This window comes from Thermoactinomyces sp. DSM 45891, assembly GCF_900119485.1.
Classification (GTDB): domain Bacteria; phylum Bacillota; class Bacilli; order Thermoactinomycetales; family Thermoactinomycetaceae; genus Baia.
Map to the genome: position 1 here is coordinate 46,726 of NZ_FPJZ01000014.1, position 14,529 is coordinate 61,254.

16 protein-coding genes are annotated in these 14,529 nt (G+C 44.0%); 15 read left to right on the forward strand and 1 reads right to left on the reverse strand.

The window, feature by feature from the left end:
• Positions 1-33: 33 nt before the first annotated feature.
• The 9 genes from kce to BT147_RS11235 all read left to right on the forward strand — a co-directional run bounded on the left by kce (position 34) and on the right by BT147_RS11235 (position 8,112).
• Positions 34-843 carry a 3-keto-5-aminohexanoate cleavage enzyme gene (gene kce / locus BT147_RS11195; RefSeq protein WP_072335179.1) on the forward strand — a complete coding sequence of 270 codons (810 nt, stop codon included), beginning with the start codon at positions 34-36 and terminating at the stop codon, positions 841-843.
• A gap of 69 nt (positions 844-912) precedes the next feature.
• A complete protein-coding gene (gene fba / locus BT147_RS11200) occupies positions 913-1,767 on the forward strand; it encodes a class II fructose-1,6-bisphosphate aldolase (RefSeq protein WP_072335182.1) in 855 nt (284 codons plus the stop codon).
• Positions 1,768-1,914: 147 nt separating this feature from the next.
• Positions 1,915-2,562 (forward strand): fructose-6-phosphate aldolase, encoded by a 648-nt coding sequence (fsa, locus tag BT147_RS11205; protein ID WP_072335185.1) that lies wholly within the window; start codon positions 1,915-1,917, stop codon positions 2,560-2,562.
• A gap of 203 nt (positions 2,563-2,765) precedes the next feature.
• Positions 2,766-3,731 (forward strand): class II fructose-bisphosphatase, encoded by a 966-nt coding sequence (gene glpX, locus BT147_RS11210; protein ID WP_072335188.1) that lies wholly within the window; start codon positions 2,766-2,768, stop codon positions 3,729-3,731.
• Positions 3,732-3,798: 67 nt separating this feature from the next.
• Positions 3,799-5,079: a transcription termination factor Rho gene (gene rho / locus BT147_RS11215; RefSeq protein WP_072335271.1), complete on the forward strand. Its 1,281-nt coding sequence runs from the start codon at positions 3,799-3,801 to the stop codon at positions 5,077-5,079.
• A 98-nt stretch (positions 5,080-5,177) separates the two neighbouring features.
• Entirely contained in the window at positions 5,178-6,203 is a 1,026-nt protein-coding gene (locus BT147_RS11220) for a LysM peptidoglycan-binding domain-containing M23 family metallopeptidase (protein WP_072335191.1), read from the forward strand.
• 149 nt (positions 6,204-6,352) lie between these two features.
• The gene (rpmE, locus tag BT147_RS11225; RefSeq protein WP_072335194.1) at positions 6,353-6,553 is read left to right on the forward strand and encodes a 50S ribosomal protein L31; all 201 of its coding nucleotides are present in this window, start codon (positions 6,353-6,355) and stop codon (positions 6,551-6,553) included.
• Positions 6,554-6,664: 111 nt separating this feature from the next.
• Positions 6,665-7,246 (forward strand): thymidine kinase, encoded by a 582-nt coding sequence (locus tag BT147_RS11230; protein ID WP_502688570.1) that lies wholly within the window; start codon positions 6,665-6,667, stop codon positions 7,244-7,246.
• Positions 7,247-7,350: 104 nt separating this feature from the next.
• Positions 7,351-8,112 carry a hypothetical protein gene (locus BT147_RS11235; RefSeq protein WP_072335200.1) on the forward strand — a complete coding sequence of 254 codons (762 nt, stop codon included), beginning with the start codon at positions 7,351-7,353 and terminating at the stop codon, positions 8,110-8,112.
• 140 nt (positions 8,113-8,252) lie between these two features.
• Here BT147_RS11235 and BT147_RS11240 read toward each other — a convergent pair whose 3' ends face one another.
• Positions 8,253-9,224: a CPBP family intramembrane glutamic endopeptidase gene (locus tag BT147_RS11240; RefSeq protein WP_072335203.1), complete on the reverse strand. Its 972-nt coding sequence runs from the start codon at positions 9,222-9,224 to the stop codon at positions 8,253-8,255.
• A 152-nt stretch (positions 9,225-9,376) separates the two neighbouring features.
• On the opposite strand from BT147_RS11240, the gene prfA reads away from it, so the two are divergent.
• The 6 genes from prfA (at position 9,377) to BT147_RS11270 (ending at position 14,509) form a co-directional block, all read left to right on the forward strand.
• Complete coding sequence (prfA, locus tag BT147_RS11245; protein WP_072335206.1) at positions 9,377-10,450, forward strand: peptide chain release factor 1; 1,074 nt, start codon at positions 9,377-9,379, stop codon at positions 10,448-10,450.
• A 21-nt stretch (positions 10,451-10,471) separates the two neighbouring features.
• Complete coding sequence (gene prmC / locus BT147_RS11250; RefSeq protein WP_072335209.1) at positions 10,472-11,347, forward strand: peptide chain release factor N(5)-glutamine methyltransferase; 876 nt, start codon at positions 10,472-10,474, stop codon at positions 11,345-11,347.
• Between the two features lie 85 nt (positions 11,348-11,432).
• Complete coding sequence (gene spoIIR, locus BT147_RS11255; RefSeq protein ID WP_072335211.1) at positions 11,433-12,158, forward strand: stage II sporulation protein R; 726 nt, start codon at positions 11,433-11,435, stop codon at positions 12,156-12,158.
• 101 nt (positions 12,159-12,259) lie between these two features.
• Entirely contained in the window at positions 12,260-12,724 is a 465-nt protein-coding gene (locus BT147_RS11260) for a GNAT family N-acetyltransferase (RefSeq protein ID WP_072335213.1), read from the forward strand.
• 28 nt (positions 12,725-12,752) lie between these two features.
• Complete coding sequence (locus BT147_RS11265) at positions 12,753-13,814, forward strand: L-threonylcarbamoyladenylate synthase (RefSeq protein ID WP_072335275.1); 1,062 nt, start codon at positions 12,753-12,755, stop codon at positions 13,812-13,814.
• A 29-nt stretch (positions 13,815-13,843) separates the two neighbouring features.
• Complete coding sequence (locus BT147_RS11270) at positions 13,844-14,509, forward strand: HAD family hydrolase (protein ID WP_072335215.1); 666 nt, start codon at positions 13,844-13,846, stop codon at positions 14,507-14,509.
• Positions 14,510-14,529: the final 20 nt, after the last annotated feature.

Genomic DNA, 14,529 nt, shown 5'->3' on the forward strand with positions numbered 1-14,529 from the left:
AAAACAATTCAAATATCGTAGGAGAGTATATTTATGCAAAAGTTGATTATTACAGTTGCTTTAGTAGGTGCAGAGGTTCGGAAGGAGGATACGCCTCATCTACCGATTACCCCAGATGAAATAGCGGAGCAAGCACGAGAAGTGTATGAAGCAGGCGCCTCCATCGTTCATATTCACGCAAGGGATTTAGAGGGTAATTCGACACAAGATAGGGAAGTATACAGAGAGATCATCGCAAAGATTAGAGAGAGATGTCCGATTATCATTCAAGTGTCTACAGGGGGAGCGGTAGGCATGACAGATGATGAACGGATCCAGCCAGTAAGTCTGAAGCCAGAGATGGCTACTCTAACAACCGGAACAGTTAACTTTGGCGAAGAAGTGTTTATGAACTCAGCAACACAGATCCGCCGTTTTGCGTTAGAGATGAAGGAAAATGGGATTCGTCCAGAGTTTGAAATTTTTGATACAGGAATGATTGAAAACGCTTACAAGTTAGTTCGAGACGGCTATGTTCGCGGGCACCTACATTATGACTTTGTGATGGGAGTTCCCGGGGCAATGCCAGCAACACCTGAACAGTTGCTATTTGTGAGTAAACAGATTCCAGAAGGAGCGACGTGGACCGTTGCTGGAGTGGGTCGTGCCCAGTTGCCAATGTCTACCATGGCTATTTTATTAGGTGGGCATGTTCGCGTTGGTTTAGAAGATAATATATATTATAGAAAAGGTGAATTGGCGACAAATCGACAATTGGTGGAGAGAGTGGTGCGGATTTCCCGGGAAATAGGTCGGGAAATTGCGACTCCTGACGAGGCGAGGAAGATCTTGCAAATTTCATGATCCCTCTCGCAGAAGATGGGCTCTTCTGCTAAGATAAATTTGTTGAAGTTAATTGAGGGGGTTGTACATATGGCATTAGTGTCTATGAATGCATTTTTACCACGAGCCAAAAAAGAAGGGTTTGCGGTAGGTCAGTTTAATATCAACAACCTAGAATATGTTCAAGCCATTGTAGCGGCAGGGAAAGAGTTGAATTCTCCCCTGATTTTTGGTGCTAGCGAAGGTGCGATTCGCTATATGGGCTTAAAGAATGTAGTAGCATTATCGAAGATCGCGGCAGAAGAATCTGGTTTGCCGATTGCGCTTCATTTGGACCATGGAAGTAGCTTTGAAGTGGTCATGCAATGTATTCGTGAAGGGTTTTCTTCTGTTATGTTTGATGGTTCCCACTATCCGCTAGACGAAAATATCCGTTTGACCCAAAAGGTTGTGGAAGCGGCTCATGCTGTCGGAGTATCAGTAGAGGGTGAGCTCGGAACCATCGGAGGTGTAGAAGATGATCTAGACGTAGCGGATGAAGATGCAACTCTAGCGAATGCGAAAGATGCGATCCGTTTCTGGCAAGAGACACGTGTGGATGCGATGGCTATTGCCGTAGGAACTGCACACGGGATTTATAAAGGTGAACCTAAGATTCGTTTTGATATTATCGAAGAGGTAGCAAATGCAATTGATGCACCCATCGTTCTCCATGGTGGCTCGGGTGTACCGGATGAAGCGATCCGTCAATCGATCCAGCGTGGTGTAGGTAAAATCAACGTCAATACAGAAAACCAAGTAACTAGTACGAAGTTGGTACGCGAGCTTCTTACAAGTAATCACGAAATGATTGACCCACGCAAATACTTAGGTCCAGCGCGTGACGCCATTAAAGAGACAGTGAAAGATAAAATTCGTCTCTTTGGTAGTGAAGGAAAAGCATAAGTCTTGCCTAGTGTCCGAGGTTATGCATAGTTTAAGGGCAATCGGGTACAATGGCAGTAGTTGAACAAGGTAAGAGTAGATAGATAGGTGCGAAAGGGTGCCTTATCTATCTACCTTTTCTTTCTTACATAAAGGAGTGGGAAGTATATGAAGTTCTTTTTAGATACAGCAGTTGTAGAAGAAATTCGTGAAGTTCATTCATTAGGATTACTATCAGGTGTGACAACCAATCCAAGTTTAATTGCTAGTTCTGGTCGTGTGTTCGAAGAGGTACTTGCTGAAATTACTAGTTTTGTAAAGGGTCCAGTGAGTGGAGAAGTGATGTCTCCTAACCATGAAGGCATGATCGAAGAGGGAGAGCGCCTTGCTAAAATTGCTCCTAACTTAAATGTAAAACTCCCGATGACCTTAGAAGGGTTAAAGGCAGTTCGTCACTTTGCTAATAAAGGCATTCAGACAAATGTTACTTTGATTTTCTCTGCTAACCAAGCTTTGATGGCAGCACGAGCAGGGGCGACTTTTGTTAGCCCGTTTTTAGGGCGCTTGGATGATATTAGCTATGACGGTGTGGAGCTCATCCAACAAATTCGTGATATCTTTGACATCCACGGCCTTGATACACAAATTATTGCCGCGAGTGTTCGCCATCCGATCCATGTGACCCAAGCTGCACTAGCCGGGGCTGACATCGCGACCCTTCCATACAAAATCCTTACTCAAATGGTGAATCACCCACTTACCACTCAAGGGATTGCTAAGTTTGAAGCAGACTGGAAAAATGCGAAGTCGAAATAAGCAAGTATGAGTTATCTATGAGAGGGGCCCCTTGCTAAGTAGGGGTCCTTCTTTTTTGTAGCACTGCTAGCTTCATTACTCTAGTCTGTACTTCCATCTTTTTACACCATGTGTTACATTTACGCCAAATATAATACACTAATTAAAAGATATGCTATGCTAATTACATAAATAGTCATGAACGAATAAAGGAGATGGATAGAATGGAACGAAGTTTAACAATGGAGCTTGTACGTGTCACAGAAGCCGCGGCCATTGCGTCCGGCCGTTGGATCGGATCGGGTAAGAAGGACGAGGCAGATGCAGCCGCTACTTCCGCTATGAGACAGGTATTTGATACCATTCCTATGCGTGGAACCGTTGTAATAGGAGAAGGGGAAATGGATGAAGCGCCTATGCTTTATATTGGAGAGCGTCTCGGGCTTGGCTATCTACCTGAAGTGGATGTAGCTGTTGATCCATTAGAGGGAACGAATATCGTTGCCAATGGCTTGTGGAATGCGCTCGCAGTGGTTGCGTTGGCTCCCAAAGGTGGTTTGTTGCATGCTCCTGATATGTATATGGATAAGATAGCAGTGGGCCCAAAAGCGGTTGGACAAGTTGATATAGATGCTCCCGTCATTGATAATTTAAAGGCGGTCGCCAGGGCTAATGGCAAAGATATGGAAGACCTAGTAGCTGTATTACTGGATCGTCCTCGTCATGCTAAGATAATCGAAGAGATTCGCCAAGCGGGTGCAAGAATCAAATTAATACCTGACGGAGATGTAGCCGCCGCTCTAAACACGGGCTTCTATGATACAGGGGTTGATATATTATTCGGTTCGGGAGGTGCGCCAGAGGGTGTGCTAGCCGCGGTAGGGTTAAAGTGCCTGGGTGGAGAAATGATAGGTAGACTTTTACCAGAGGATGACGAGCAGTTCGAGCGTTGTCTGCGAATGGGGATTGAAGATCCGAAGAAAGTGCTGCGCATGACTGATCTCGTTCGTACGGAAGATGCTATTTTTGCCGCAACAGGCGTGACAGATGGCGAGTTATTACGTGGAGTTCGCTACAAAGGGGATAAGGTTCAAACACATTCTCTTGTCATGCGGGCGAAAACAGGTACCATTCGTTTTATGGAAGGGACGCACAGATTAGAAAAGAAACCAAATTACGTGTTAGAATAGATGGACCTGTTCCCACACTGGAACAGGCCAAACGTTCGAGCCTGAAAAAAAGTGGTGATACATGCTTATGGATTATACATTAAGTGATTTAGAGAATCAGAAACTCACAGACTTGTATAAATTGGCAAAAGAATACCAGATTCCATACTATAGCCAACTCAAAAAGAGAGAATTGATTTTTTCGATTCTAAAAGCAAAAGCAGAAAAAGATGGATTGATGTTTATGGGCGGAGTGTTGGATGTTCTGCCAGAAGGATACGGCTTCTTACGCCCAATTAACTTCTTGCCTTCCTCCGAAGATATCTATATATCTGCTTCCCAGATTCGTCGCTTTGATCTCCGCCCTGGGGACTTAGTCTCCGGAAAAGTACGTGCTCCTAAAGAAAATGAACGTTTTTTTGGCTTACTACATGTGGAAGCTGTAAATGGGCAAGACCCCGAAGTAGCTGCTGAACGCCTTCATTTCCCTGCACTTACTCCGTTATATCCTCAAAATCGACTTCTATTGGAAACAACACCAGAAAGAATTTCGACTCGTACGATGGATTTGATCGCACCTGTAGGTCTTGGACAGCGTGGATTAATTGTCGCTCAACCAAAAGCTGGGAAAACGATGTTGTTGAAAGAGATAGCAAATAGCATCTCGGAAAATTACCCAGAGATTGAGTTATTTGTTCTGTTAATTGACGAGCGTCCGGAGGAAGTAACCGATATGCAGCGTTCCGTCAGAGGCGAAGTAGTAAGTTCTACCTTTGATGAGTTGCCAGAGAATCATATAAAAGTGGCAGAGCTTGTTTTAGAAAGGGCACAACGTTTAGTAGAATCGAAAAAAGATGTTGTGATTTTATTAGATAGTATTACAAGGCTCGCACGTGCTTATAATCTAGTAATCCCTCCGAGCGGGAGAACATTATCGGGTGGAATTGACCCTGCTGCTTTTCACCGTCCAAAACGCTTCTTCGGAGCGGCTCGAAATATTGAAGAAGGTGGAAGCTTAACGATCTTGGCGACGGCACTAGTTGATACGGGTTCTCGTATGGATGACGTGATCTATGAAGAATTTAAAGGTACGGGCAACTTAGAGTTACATTTGGATCGGAAATTAGCGGAACGCCGAATTTTCCCAGCGATTGATATTCGCCGTTCCGGAACGCGTCGTGAAGAGCTATTGATGGGTAAGCAGGAGCTGGAGAAAATCTGGTCCATGCGTAATACTCTTTCGGAGCACAATGATTATACAGAAGCTTTCATCCGTAAATTAAGAAAAACGAAATCCAACGAAGAGTTTTTAGCATCTTTAGATCAAGAGAAACCGAGAGCTTCCGGGCGTCCTACTACTGTTTCCTAATGTGCGTATTTCTTTTTTTGACATACAACACTCTCAAAGCACATAAGAATGTTTCGGGTACTTACCCTAACCAATCCTTGATCTGAGGTGTTGATGAAATGTCCCGCAAAAAAGCGCTTTTGGCTTCTTCATTGGCCATTTGTTCTGCATCTACTGCTTGGGCGATAGGCACCGATTCTCATTCAATACTCGGTGAGAACTTGGGAAAGACGGATGGCGATGGTGAGCCGTTGCAGATTACCATGCGGAATACAGCCAATGTCCTTCCTAAGCTGACGTATTACGCAGGTAGCCTTGCAGAACTCAAAAGTAAACCGATCTTGTACAGAGTGCAAAGAGGTGACACACTAAGCGAGATCGGTTCACTATTCCAAGTGCCACATCCAGAGATCGCGAATCAAAATGAAGTGCAGAATCCACGCTTATTGTCAGTTGGGCGTAATCTCACCATTCCGCTCAGGGTGAAGTTGGTCGCTGTTCGTTCTGGAGATACAATCGATTCCGTCGCCAGTACGTATCGAACGACTAAAGATGTACTTCTTCACCTAAACCCGTCGCTTGGAGAATCATCCGCTTTATCTGTCGACAGCTTACTTTTCGTTCCCAAGGATGAGTTGATTACTTTGCCTGAGGAAGAACAAGATACTCCCAAACAATCAACTCCACAAAAGCAAAAGATGAAAGTAAGCAAAACGACTCCTGCAAACAAAAAATCTGTGAAGCAGGTAGCTCCCCCGCGAGCAGGTAATGAGCGGTTTATCTGGCCTGTTAACGGTAGAGTGACGAGTAACTTTGGTTGGCGAAATGGACGTCAGCATAAAGGAGTGGACATCTGGAGTGAGCAGAAGTCAAAGGAACCCATTTTTGCTGCGGCGAGTGGAACGGTCGTAAAAGCAGGATATTCAGGCGCTTATGGAAACTTGATTGTGATCGACCATGGCGATGGTTGGGTCACGTACTATGCCCATTTGAGTCGAATATTGGTCGGAAAAGGAAGTACGGTTTCCCAAGGGGCACAAATAGGTTTTATGGGAATAACAGGTAATGCATCCGGCTATCACCTTCATTTTGAAGTACACAAAAACGGTTCTGTATTAAATCCATTGCAAGTATTACCTAAATAAGCCATAAGCCATCTTCACTTTGGAGAAGAGAAATGGACGTAGCCAGATCGATCCCTCATCTTGCAGTCCTCAAGCGTTCATGCTATAATACTTCAGTAGTTTTCAACTTCGAAAACGTTTAGGATCGGATTAAGGAAGAGGTGAACTCGATGAAAGCAGCTATTCATCCAGAATACAAAGCCGCTACTGTAAGTTGTGCTTGCGGTAACACTTTTGAAACTGGGTCGACCAAAGCAGAATTGAAAGTGGATATTTGTTCCGCTTGTCATCCATTCTATACAGGTAAACAAAAAATGGTAAACGCAGGTGGACGTGTCGATCGTTTCAAAAAGAAATATAACATTGGTTAATATGATAAATTTGTTGGGGTTTCCCATGGGCAAGCGAGCTATCACCCGCTTGCCTTTTCATATTCTTTAAGCGATACATTCATAGTATGGGAGGTACGGTCTTTGCAATTGATGCATAAAGAAGGTTGGATTGAGGTTATCTGTGGTGGGATGTTTTCAGGGAAAAGTGAAGAGTTAATCCGACGCATCCGAAGAGCGAGGATTGCCAAGCAGGAAGTTCAGGCTTTTAAACCAGCAATCGACGATCGCTATCATGCAGAGTCGATCGCGTCACACAATGGTCTTATGGCTGAAGCGAAAGCCATTCGAGATCCATACGAAATTGTATCAGCGGTTAAAAGTACAACAAATGTTGTAGCGATTGATGAAGTGCAATTCTTCTCGGAAGAGATCGTAGAAGTATGCCAAACGTTAGCAGATCGTGGCGTGCGAGTTATCTGTGCAGGGCTGGATCAAGATTTCCGCGGACAAGCTTTCGGACCTACTCCTCATCTACTTGCTATTGCTGAATACGCGACGAAGCTACAAGCTATCTGTGTACAATGTGGTCAGCCAGCAGCGAGGACTCAACGTCTGATTGATGGGAAACCTGCTGGTAAAGATGAGCCAATTATTTTAGTTGGCGCCGATGAGCAGTACGAGGCTCGTTGCAGGCATTGTCACGAAGTGCCTAAGGAAAGAGAAAGAGTATAGATTGATCTATCATATACATAGAGCCCACGTTGGGCTTTTTCTTTTTTCTGGAAATTTATACCAAACTATGTTTTCATAATAGTAGATGAATGGGGGCGGTATAAATGAGATGGGTAAGCTTGATTCTGTGTAGTTTGCTGATGACTGGATGTACAGGCTGGGAGTTATTCGGGCAGTCTGATCATGTATCGACTGATCGCGCAACGAAACAAGCTCGTGAGTTAGTAGGAAAAGCACAGCAAGCAGTTCAGAACTATGCGGGATGGCAGGCAAAGTTACATATCGAAAATGCAGATAAGAAAGAACATCTAGAGGTGGCTTGTGTAAAGGAAGATGTAAGTATTCGGTATATAAATGATGTTCCCACACAGCAATATGAGATGGTGTTTGTGAAAGAAAAAGCACCTTATCTGTTTGTGAGGGCAGGTGGGAAGTGGAGCAAGGAGACCGTTGGATCGGATGCTGTCTCGGCAAACTTTCAGATGTTATGCGAATTGGCAAACCCTACTTATGTACTACAAGGGCTTGCAAAAGACCATAAAAACAAGTTTCAGCTTACTCAGCAAGGGGACTATTGGATCATCGAAGTGAAAGTAAGCGATCAAGATACGGAAGTATTTCAAAACTATTTAGGCAAACGAAGTCGTGATAAGTTGGAAACGGCTAATCACCAAGAGACGATCTCATACCGATTGTTTTTAAATAAGGGAAGTCATCAAGTACAGAAGGTCGAACGGAGAGAAGAAACGAAGGACTCACTAGGGAAGACGAGCATATTCTTCTACCATACAGATGAAATTGTGGAAGCGAAAGGGGTTCGACTTTCCACAGAAGCCCTCCAAGCTCCCTTATCTGGTGATAAGTAGCGCTTGGAGGAGAATTCTTATTTCACTCCATCATATGCCGATAGAACATGCTCCTATGACAAAAAGGACGAGCACAGTCTGTGAATATTTTTGGATAGATGATGGGCCGAGCCGTACTTGCTTTATGTCGATTGGATCATCTACGGGAAAAAATAACCTAAGGCTCCCACCATGATGTTATAGGAGGCATGAATGACCATAGTGTAGGTAGTAGAACAACGTTTGCGGAAATACCCCATACCAAAACCCAGAACCAGAACCACAATCGTGCCAATGCTCAGGCCGTAGTTAGAATGAGTCAGGGCAAAAAGGATACTGGTTAGGATGATCCCGAAACGAGGTTGCAAGGCTCCACGGAACACTAATTCTTCCCCTAAAGCGGCTGCGAGACCGATGGAGATAATGCCGATCACGCTGTTGAATAGTGGAGCCATAAGCGCTTCGTTTACCTTTAGTACTTCTTGTTCATCAGATAGACCAAGCTGAGTAAAAACAATGGTGAGTCCTGACTGTAGAACGACAAACACAATTGCTACGGCAATCGCACCTAAAAGTTGCTTGAAGGTAAGGCGGTAGAGTCCGAGGCGTTCTCTGGTTTGTTTCCAATTTCTTCTGGTCAGATAACCTACACCCATGATTGCAAAGACAGCACATAAGATGTTTTGGGCCCAAAGGCTGGAAAGGGAAGAGACTAATGTAATCGTTTCTTGTTGTACATCTGCCAGACTTGTGGGCATGATTAAGGATTGAAAGAGTGTAGTAGGAATAAAGATGCTAGTTAGCAAAGCAAAAGTATGTACATGCGAATTTGGATTAATGGGAATCAGTCTGGCCAATCCTTTTCTTACAGCAGGAATGAGGAAAGAAAGTCCTAAGGCAGAGAAAAGTATTACCGCAATGGTATATATGTTTTTAGTAGTAGCAAGTAATGCTATGAGGATCACGAGAAGATACATACATCCATAGAGAGCTTGTATGACGTGAGAGACGCCATTCCAACTGCTGGTTCCCTTCACTTGTATCGTGTAATCCACTTTGTTTACGAGATATGCAAGTAAAATCAGAAGTGAAAATGATGCGATTAAGAAAATGATCTCTGTATAGTCGTTCATGAATATGCTCCTTTTTTTAAAGAATATATCTAGATGGTACCATATTCGATGAGGAATCTTTCTCATTTCTCATCAGTTGTGTTAGAATAAATCTTATGCTATTAATTCCGATATATTGTTAAGTTTGTCTACCGAATAAGGAGTGAGCCCCATTGCTGGATCGTCTGGAAGCGATTCATCGCCGCTATGAAGAGCTAAGTCAATTACTCTGTACACCAGAAGTAATTAGTGACTCTAATAAATTGCGTACCTATTCAAAAGAGCAATCCTCGATTGAAGAGCAAAATCAAGCTTATTTAGAATATAAACAAGTACTTGAACAATACCAAGACGCAAAAGCGATGCTAGAAGATAAATTAGATGACGAGATGCGTGAACTAGTCAAGATGGAACTGGACGAGCTAGCACCTCGTAAAAAAGAGTTAGAAGAACAAATTAAAGTTCTCCTATTGCCGAAAGATCCGAATGATGATAAGAACGTAATCGTTGAGGTTCGTGGTGCGGCTGGAGGAGATGAAGCTGCGTTATTTGCTTCTGATCTTTATCGTATGTATACTCGGTTTGCAGAACGTCAAGGCTGGAAAGTAGAAATATTGGAACTGAGTGCAACCGGTTTGGGTGGTACGAAAGAGGTAGTCTTCTCCATTCAAGGAAATGGTGCCTACTCCCGCTTGAAATTTGAGAGTGGTGCGCACCGTGTCCAGCGTGTTCCTTCTACTGAGTCAGGCGGCCGAATTCATACCTCCACAGCTACAGTGGCAGTATTGCCAGAAGCTGAGGAAGTAGAGATCGAGGTTCATGAAAAGGATTTGCGGATTGATACCTTCTGTTCGAGTGGACCGGGTGGACAAAGTGTAAACACAACGAAGTCGGCGGTTCGGATTACTCATATTCCAACAGGGATCGCCGTGTCTTGTCAGGATGAGAAATCGCAAATTAGTAATAAAGATAAAGCGATGCGTGTTCTTCGCGCTCGTTTATATGATATGAAGCAACAAGAAGAGCTAGCGAAACAAGCAAGTGCACGTAAAAGTGCGGTAGGGTCTGGAGATCGTAGTGAACGTATCCGTACCTACAATTTCCCGCAAAGCCGTGTAACCGATCATCGGATCGGCTTAACACTCCACCGTCTAGATGCGATTTTAGATGGGGATTTGCAGGAAGTAATAGATACCTTGATCGTGACTTATCAGCAAGAGATGTTACAATCTACCACAGAAGGTTAATGTGGATCAGGAGGAATCCCAATGCATACCGGTCAAACGATTCGGGAAGCATTTGCAGGGGCTTCCTCTTTTTTACGAGATAGAGGAAGCGATTCACCCGAATTTGAAGCTGAGTTGTTATTGCGCCGTTTGTTAGGACTGAATCGAACACAATTATTTATGAAGATGGCAGATGCTTTTCCGGCCGATGTAACATTGGAGTGGGATAAGTGGCTAGCTCGTAGAGCGGAAGGGGAACCGATCCAATACATCGTAGGGGATCAAGAGTTTTATGGACGTGTGTATGAAGTCAATTCGTCCGTCTTAATTCCAAGGCCTGAAACGGAGCTATTAGTCGAAGGTGTTCTTCAAGAAGGAAAGAGCCTTTTTGGTGATGAAGAAGTTTGGATAGCAGAAGTAGGGACTGGAAGTGGTTGCATCTCGATTAGTTTGGTGTTAGAGGCCCCTAATTGGACTGTGACGACCGTAGATCTCTCTTCGGAAGCCCTGGGTGTCGCTCGCCGAAATGCGGCCTCTTACGACGTTCTAGAGCGGGTGGAGTTTATGCAGGGGAATTTAGTGGAGCCACTTATTTCAAAAAAAGATCGGTTTCAGATTTTTGTCTCCAATCCACCTTATATTTCAAGTGATGAGATGTTAGGCTTAGAAAAGCAAGTTCGATCCTTTGAGCCACATTTAGCGTTACACGGTGGGAGTGATGGACTAGATCCCTATCGATTGCTCTGTGGTGACTTATGTTCGTGGCCTAATCTCAGGCTGGTTGCTTTTGAGATAGGTGCTAGTCAGGGGTCGGAGGTTGAAAGATTAGTTCAATCGATCCCAGGTATGTCCAAGACTGAAATTCGCCAGGATTATGCTGGTTTGGATCGTATGGTTTTTGGATGGCGCCATGTGTAACTGGTAAAATTTTTCATAAAAAACAGATTAAATCCCCCGTAACTTGTCCATACTGAAAGTAGGATGATGAGGGGGAAATCTTGATATGAAACGGACTTATACTTTTTTATTTATAGGATTGTTGCTCTTATCGGTGGGTTTTACAGGATTTGTGTTTGTTGAACAATTACGTGGAGAGAAAGTACTCCCACATTTATCAGATGAGAATGATAACAATAGTACTAACTCTAATGCTAATGCCCAAAATCGCATTCCTGCAGAAGCAATCCGCCTTCGTGTCATTGCAAATAGTGACTCTTCGACGGATCAGTGGATCAAGCGAAAAGTTCGGGATGAAATTGTTGAGGAGATGCAGCGCTGGGCTATGAAGCCAAAGCATATTGACGAAGCGCGTCAGTTGATTCAGTCGAAACTTTCTTCTTTTCAGCAAATCGCCCAAAAAACATTACGTACATATGGAATTCAGGATGCAGTGGATGTAACATTTGCAAAAGTACCCTTTCCTACCAAATTATATGGTGACCAAGTATACCCTGCTGGAGAGTATGAGGCGCTTCGTGTTACGATTGGGGAAGGTAAAGGCGAGAACTGGTGGTGTGTCTTATTCCCGCCGTTATGTTTTATTGACATGAGTAGTGGTGAGGCGATTCCAAAAGAAGTTTCCGATCCAACTGCTACATTGTCTGCTTCTATTGGATCAGATCATCAAGTTTATGAGCCAAATGTTGAGAAGAATACTTCACATAAGAAAAAAAATCCTGAAGTTAAATTTTATCTACTTGAACGTTTAAGTAGTCTGTGGAATGATTAATTAAGCAAAAATCCGGTTTGTTCCGGGTTTTTTTGTTCTAAAACGATTCATCCCTACATAGATGTTGAAACAATAGCAAAGAGATGGAGGAGGATGAATTTATGGTTATCGTTCGTCGTGCCAAACCGGAGGATCAAGGGGAAATTGAACGATTGCTTCGGGAAGCTAGCTTGGACGATGATGGGGTGGACAAGCATTTAGAACACTTTTTTGTGGTGGAAATTCCCCCGGCAGATGATGAAACCGCTCAGATGGTGGGGGCGGCAGGGATGGAAATCTATGAATCGTGTGCTTTATTGCGTTCATTAGTCGTAGCAAGAGCAAGTTGGAATGGAGAAGTGAGCTGGAAATTGATGCAGATCTTGCTGTCCTATGCAGAACATCTCGATCTGGAAGAAGTATACTTGTTTGCGAACGGTGCTTCTCCATGGCTACAGGAGATTGGTTTTGAAAGCGTTCCGTTTGACCAATTGCCAGATGAAATTCAAGAGTTACCACATGTAGATCAGCTAAAAGTTAAAGGTTCCCCGTTAGTATTCCGAAGGGAATCATGCCTGTATCATTAGATTTAAAGGAGAATGATGTGTGCAACAAGTGATCACCCATTGGTGGGAAGTTGATTCCACGGATACCATAGAGGGGTTAAAACGACAACCAGAAATCATTCGTGCAGCACAACTTCTTCGAGAGGGTGGATTGGTTGCCTTTCCGACAGAAACTGTCTATGGACTAGGTGCGGATGCGACTTCTCAGGTAGCCGTTGCACAAATCTTTGAAGCGAAGGGACGTCCATCGGACAATCCATTGATTATTCATTTAGGTTCCCCTGAACAAGTAGTGAAATGGGTGGAGAAGATTCCATCTGTAGCGAAAATCTGTATGGAACATTTTTGTCCAGGCCCTCTTACGCTGGTATTCCCCCATAATGGAAAAATCGCGGATAATGTAACGGCTGGCTTAGATACCGTGGCCGTACGATTCCCCTCGCATCCCGTGGCGGTGGCATTGTTACAAGTGGCCGATATCCCGGTGGCGGCGCCCAGTGCCAATCGATCGGGTAAGCCTAGCCCTACACAGGCCCAGCATGTTTGGCATGATTTGTCTGGCCGGTTCCACGTCTTGTTGGATGGTGGGAATGCAGGGGTAGGAATCGAGTCGACTGTGCTAGATGTAACAGGGGATGTGCCGATGTTACTACGTCCTGGTGGTGTGACGCTAGAGCAATTGCGAGATGTTTTAGGGGATGTAGAAGTAGATCCCAACTTGTACAGCGAGAAATCAAAGCCACGTTCTCCGGGGATGAAGTATCGGCACTATGCTCCATCAGGAGAGATGGTTCTCGTGCATGGGGAGCCTTTGAAAGTGGTCGGGCGTGTGAACCGTATGATAAAAGAGGATGTCCATCAAGGAAAAAGGGTAGGAGTATTAACAACCGAGGAACGAGAACATTACTTTAAACAGGCGAATCTCGTGGTCGCTTGTGGCTCTCGCTCTGACCCTGAGTCTGTAGCTAGAGGTTTGTATGATGCCCTCCGTACATTTGATCAAGAGAAGATCGATGTCATCTATGCAGAGACATTTCCCGAGCGCGGAATATTCACTTCTGTGATGAACCGGATGAGAAAAGCTGCTGAAGGACGAATGATCCGAGTTTAGCGGGAGCTAGGGTGGAGAGGGGAATTCTCATGTCTTTGCTTTTTGTATTTGATATTGATGGCACGTTAACAGAGTCAACTGATTTACACCAGCGTGTGTATCTGGAGTCGTTACGAGCATTTGGTTATCCAAAGATTAATCCTGATTTGGGCGCTTACAAGCACTTTACGGATTCTCATATTTTTTATGAGAATGGTCGGTACAATCAGGTGCAAGTAGTACCAGATGATCTAGTCCGATTTGAACGTCAATTTCATCAAATTTATGTAGAATATAGAAAACATAGTGAAATACAGGAAATTCCAGGTGCGGGTGATTTTCTACATCATTTATCCGTGGAAGGAATTCCATTTTGTTTTGCAACCGGCTCCCTCAGAAGTGCGGCTGAAGATAAGTTAGCTATTTTTTCTGGTATCGATTGTGTCCCTGTACTCTCCACCGCAACGGAAGGAGAGACGCGGGAGGAGATTGTAAGGAGCGCAATTGAAAAAGCGAAACATACATATCAGGTGGACCATTTTGAACGAATCATCTCCATTGGGGATGGTGTCTGGGATTATCAAACAGCTTGTCATTTAGATTTGCTATTTGTGGGTGTTGCTCAAGGAAAACAAAAAGAAAAATTGATACGTGTAGGTGCGGAACATATCATCCCCCATTTTCTAGGGATTCAAGCGAAAGAACTGGTCAAGTAGGCCGGTTCTTTTTTGTGTTG

Coding starts and splice junctions, on each gene's coding strand:
- BT147_RS11230 (WP_502688570.1), top strand. CDS start 6,665: ATGCATAAAGAAGGTTGGATTGAGGTTATCTGTGGTGGGATGTTTTCA.
- kce (WP_072335179.1), top strand. CDS start 34: ATGCAAAAGTTGATTATTACAGTTGCTTTAGTAGGTGCAGAGGTTCGG.
- fba (WP_072335182.1), top strand. CDS start 913: ATGGCATTAGTGTCTATGAATGCATTTTTACCACGAGCCAAAAAAGAA.
- rpmE (WP_072335194.1), top strand. CDS start 6,353: ATGAAAGCAGCTATTCATCCAGAATACAAAGCCGCTACTGTAAGTTGT.
- BT147_RS11260 (WP_072335213.1), top strand. CDS start 12,260: ATGGTTATCGTTCGTCGTGCCAAACCGGAGGATCAAGGGGAAATTGAA.
- BT147_RS11270 (WP_072335215.1), top strand. CDS start 13,844: ATGTCTTTGCTTTTTGTATTTGATATTGATGGCACGTTAACAGAGTCA.
- BT147_RS11220 (WP_072335191.1), top strand. CDS start 5,178: ATGTCCCGCAAAAAAGCGCTTTTGGCTTCTTCATTGGCCATTTGTTCT.
- BT147_RS11240 (WP_072335203.1), bottom strand. CDS start 9,224: ATGAACGACTATACAGAGATCATTTTCTTAATCGCATCATTTTCACTT.
- glpX (WP_072335188.1), top strand. CDS start 2,766: ATGGAACGAAGTTTAACAATGGAGCTTGTACGTGTCACAGAAGCCGCG.
- spoIIR (WP_072335211.1), top strand. CDS start 11,433: ATGAAACGGACTTATACTTTTTTATTTATAGGATTGTTGCTCTTATCG.
- BT147_RS11235 (WP_072335200.1), top strand. CDS start 7,351: ATGAGATGGGTAAGCTTGATTCTGTGTAGTTTGCTGATGACTGGATGT.
- rho (WP_072335271.1), top strand. CDS start 3,799: ATGGATTATACATTAAGTGATTTAGAGAATCAGAAACTCACAGACTTG.
- fsa (WP_072335185.1), top strand. CDS start 1,915: ATGAAGTTCTTTTTAGATACAGCAGTTGTAGAAGAAATTCGTGAAGTT.
- prmC (WP_072335209.1), top strand. CDS start 10,472: ATGCATACCGGTCAAACGATTCGGGAAGCATTTGCAGGGGCTTCCTCT.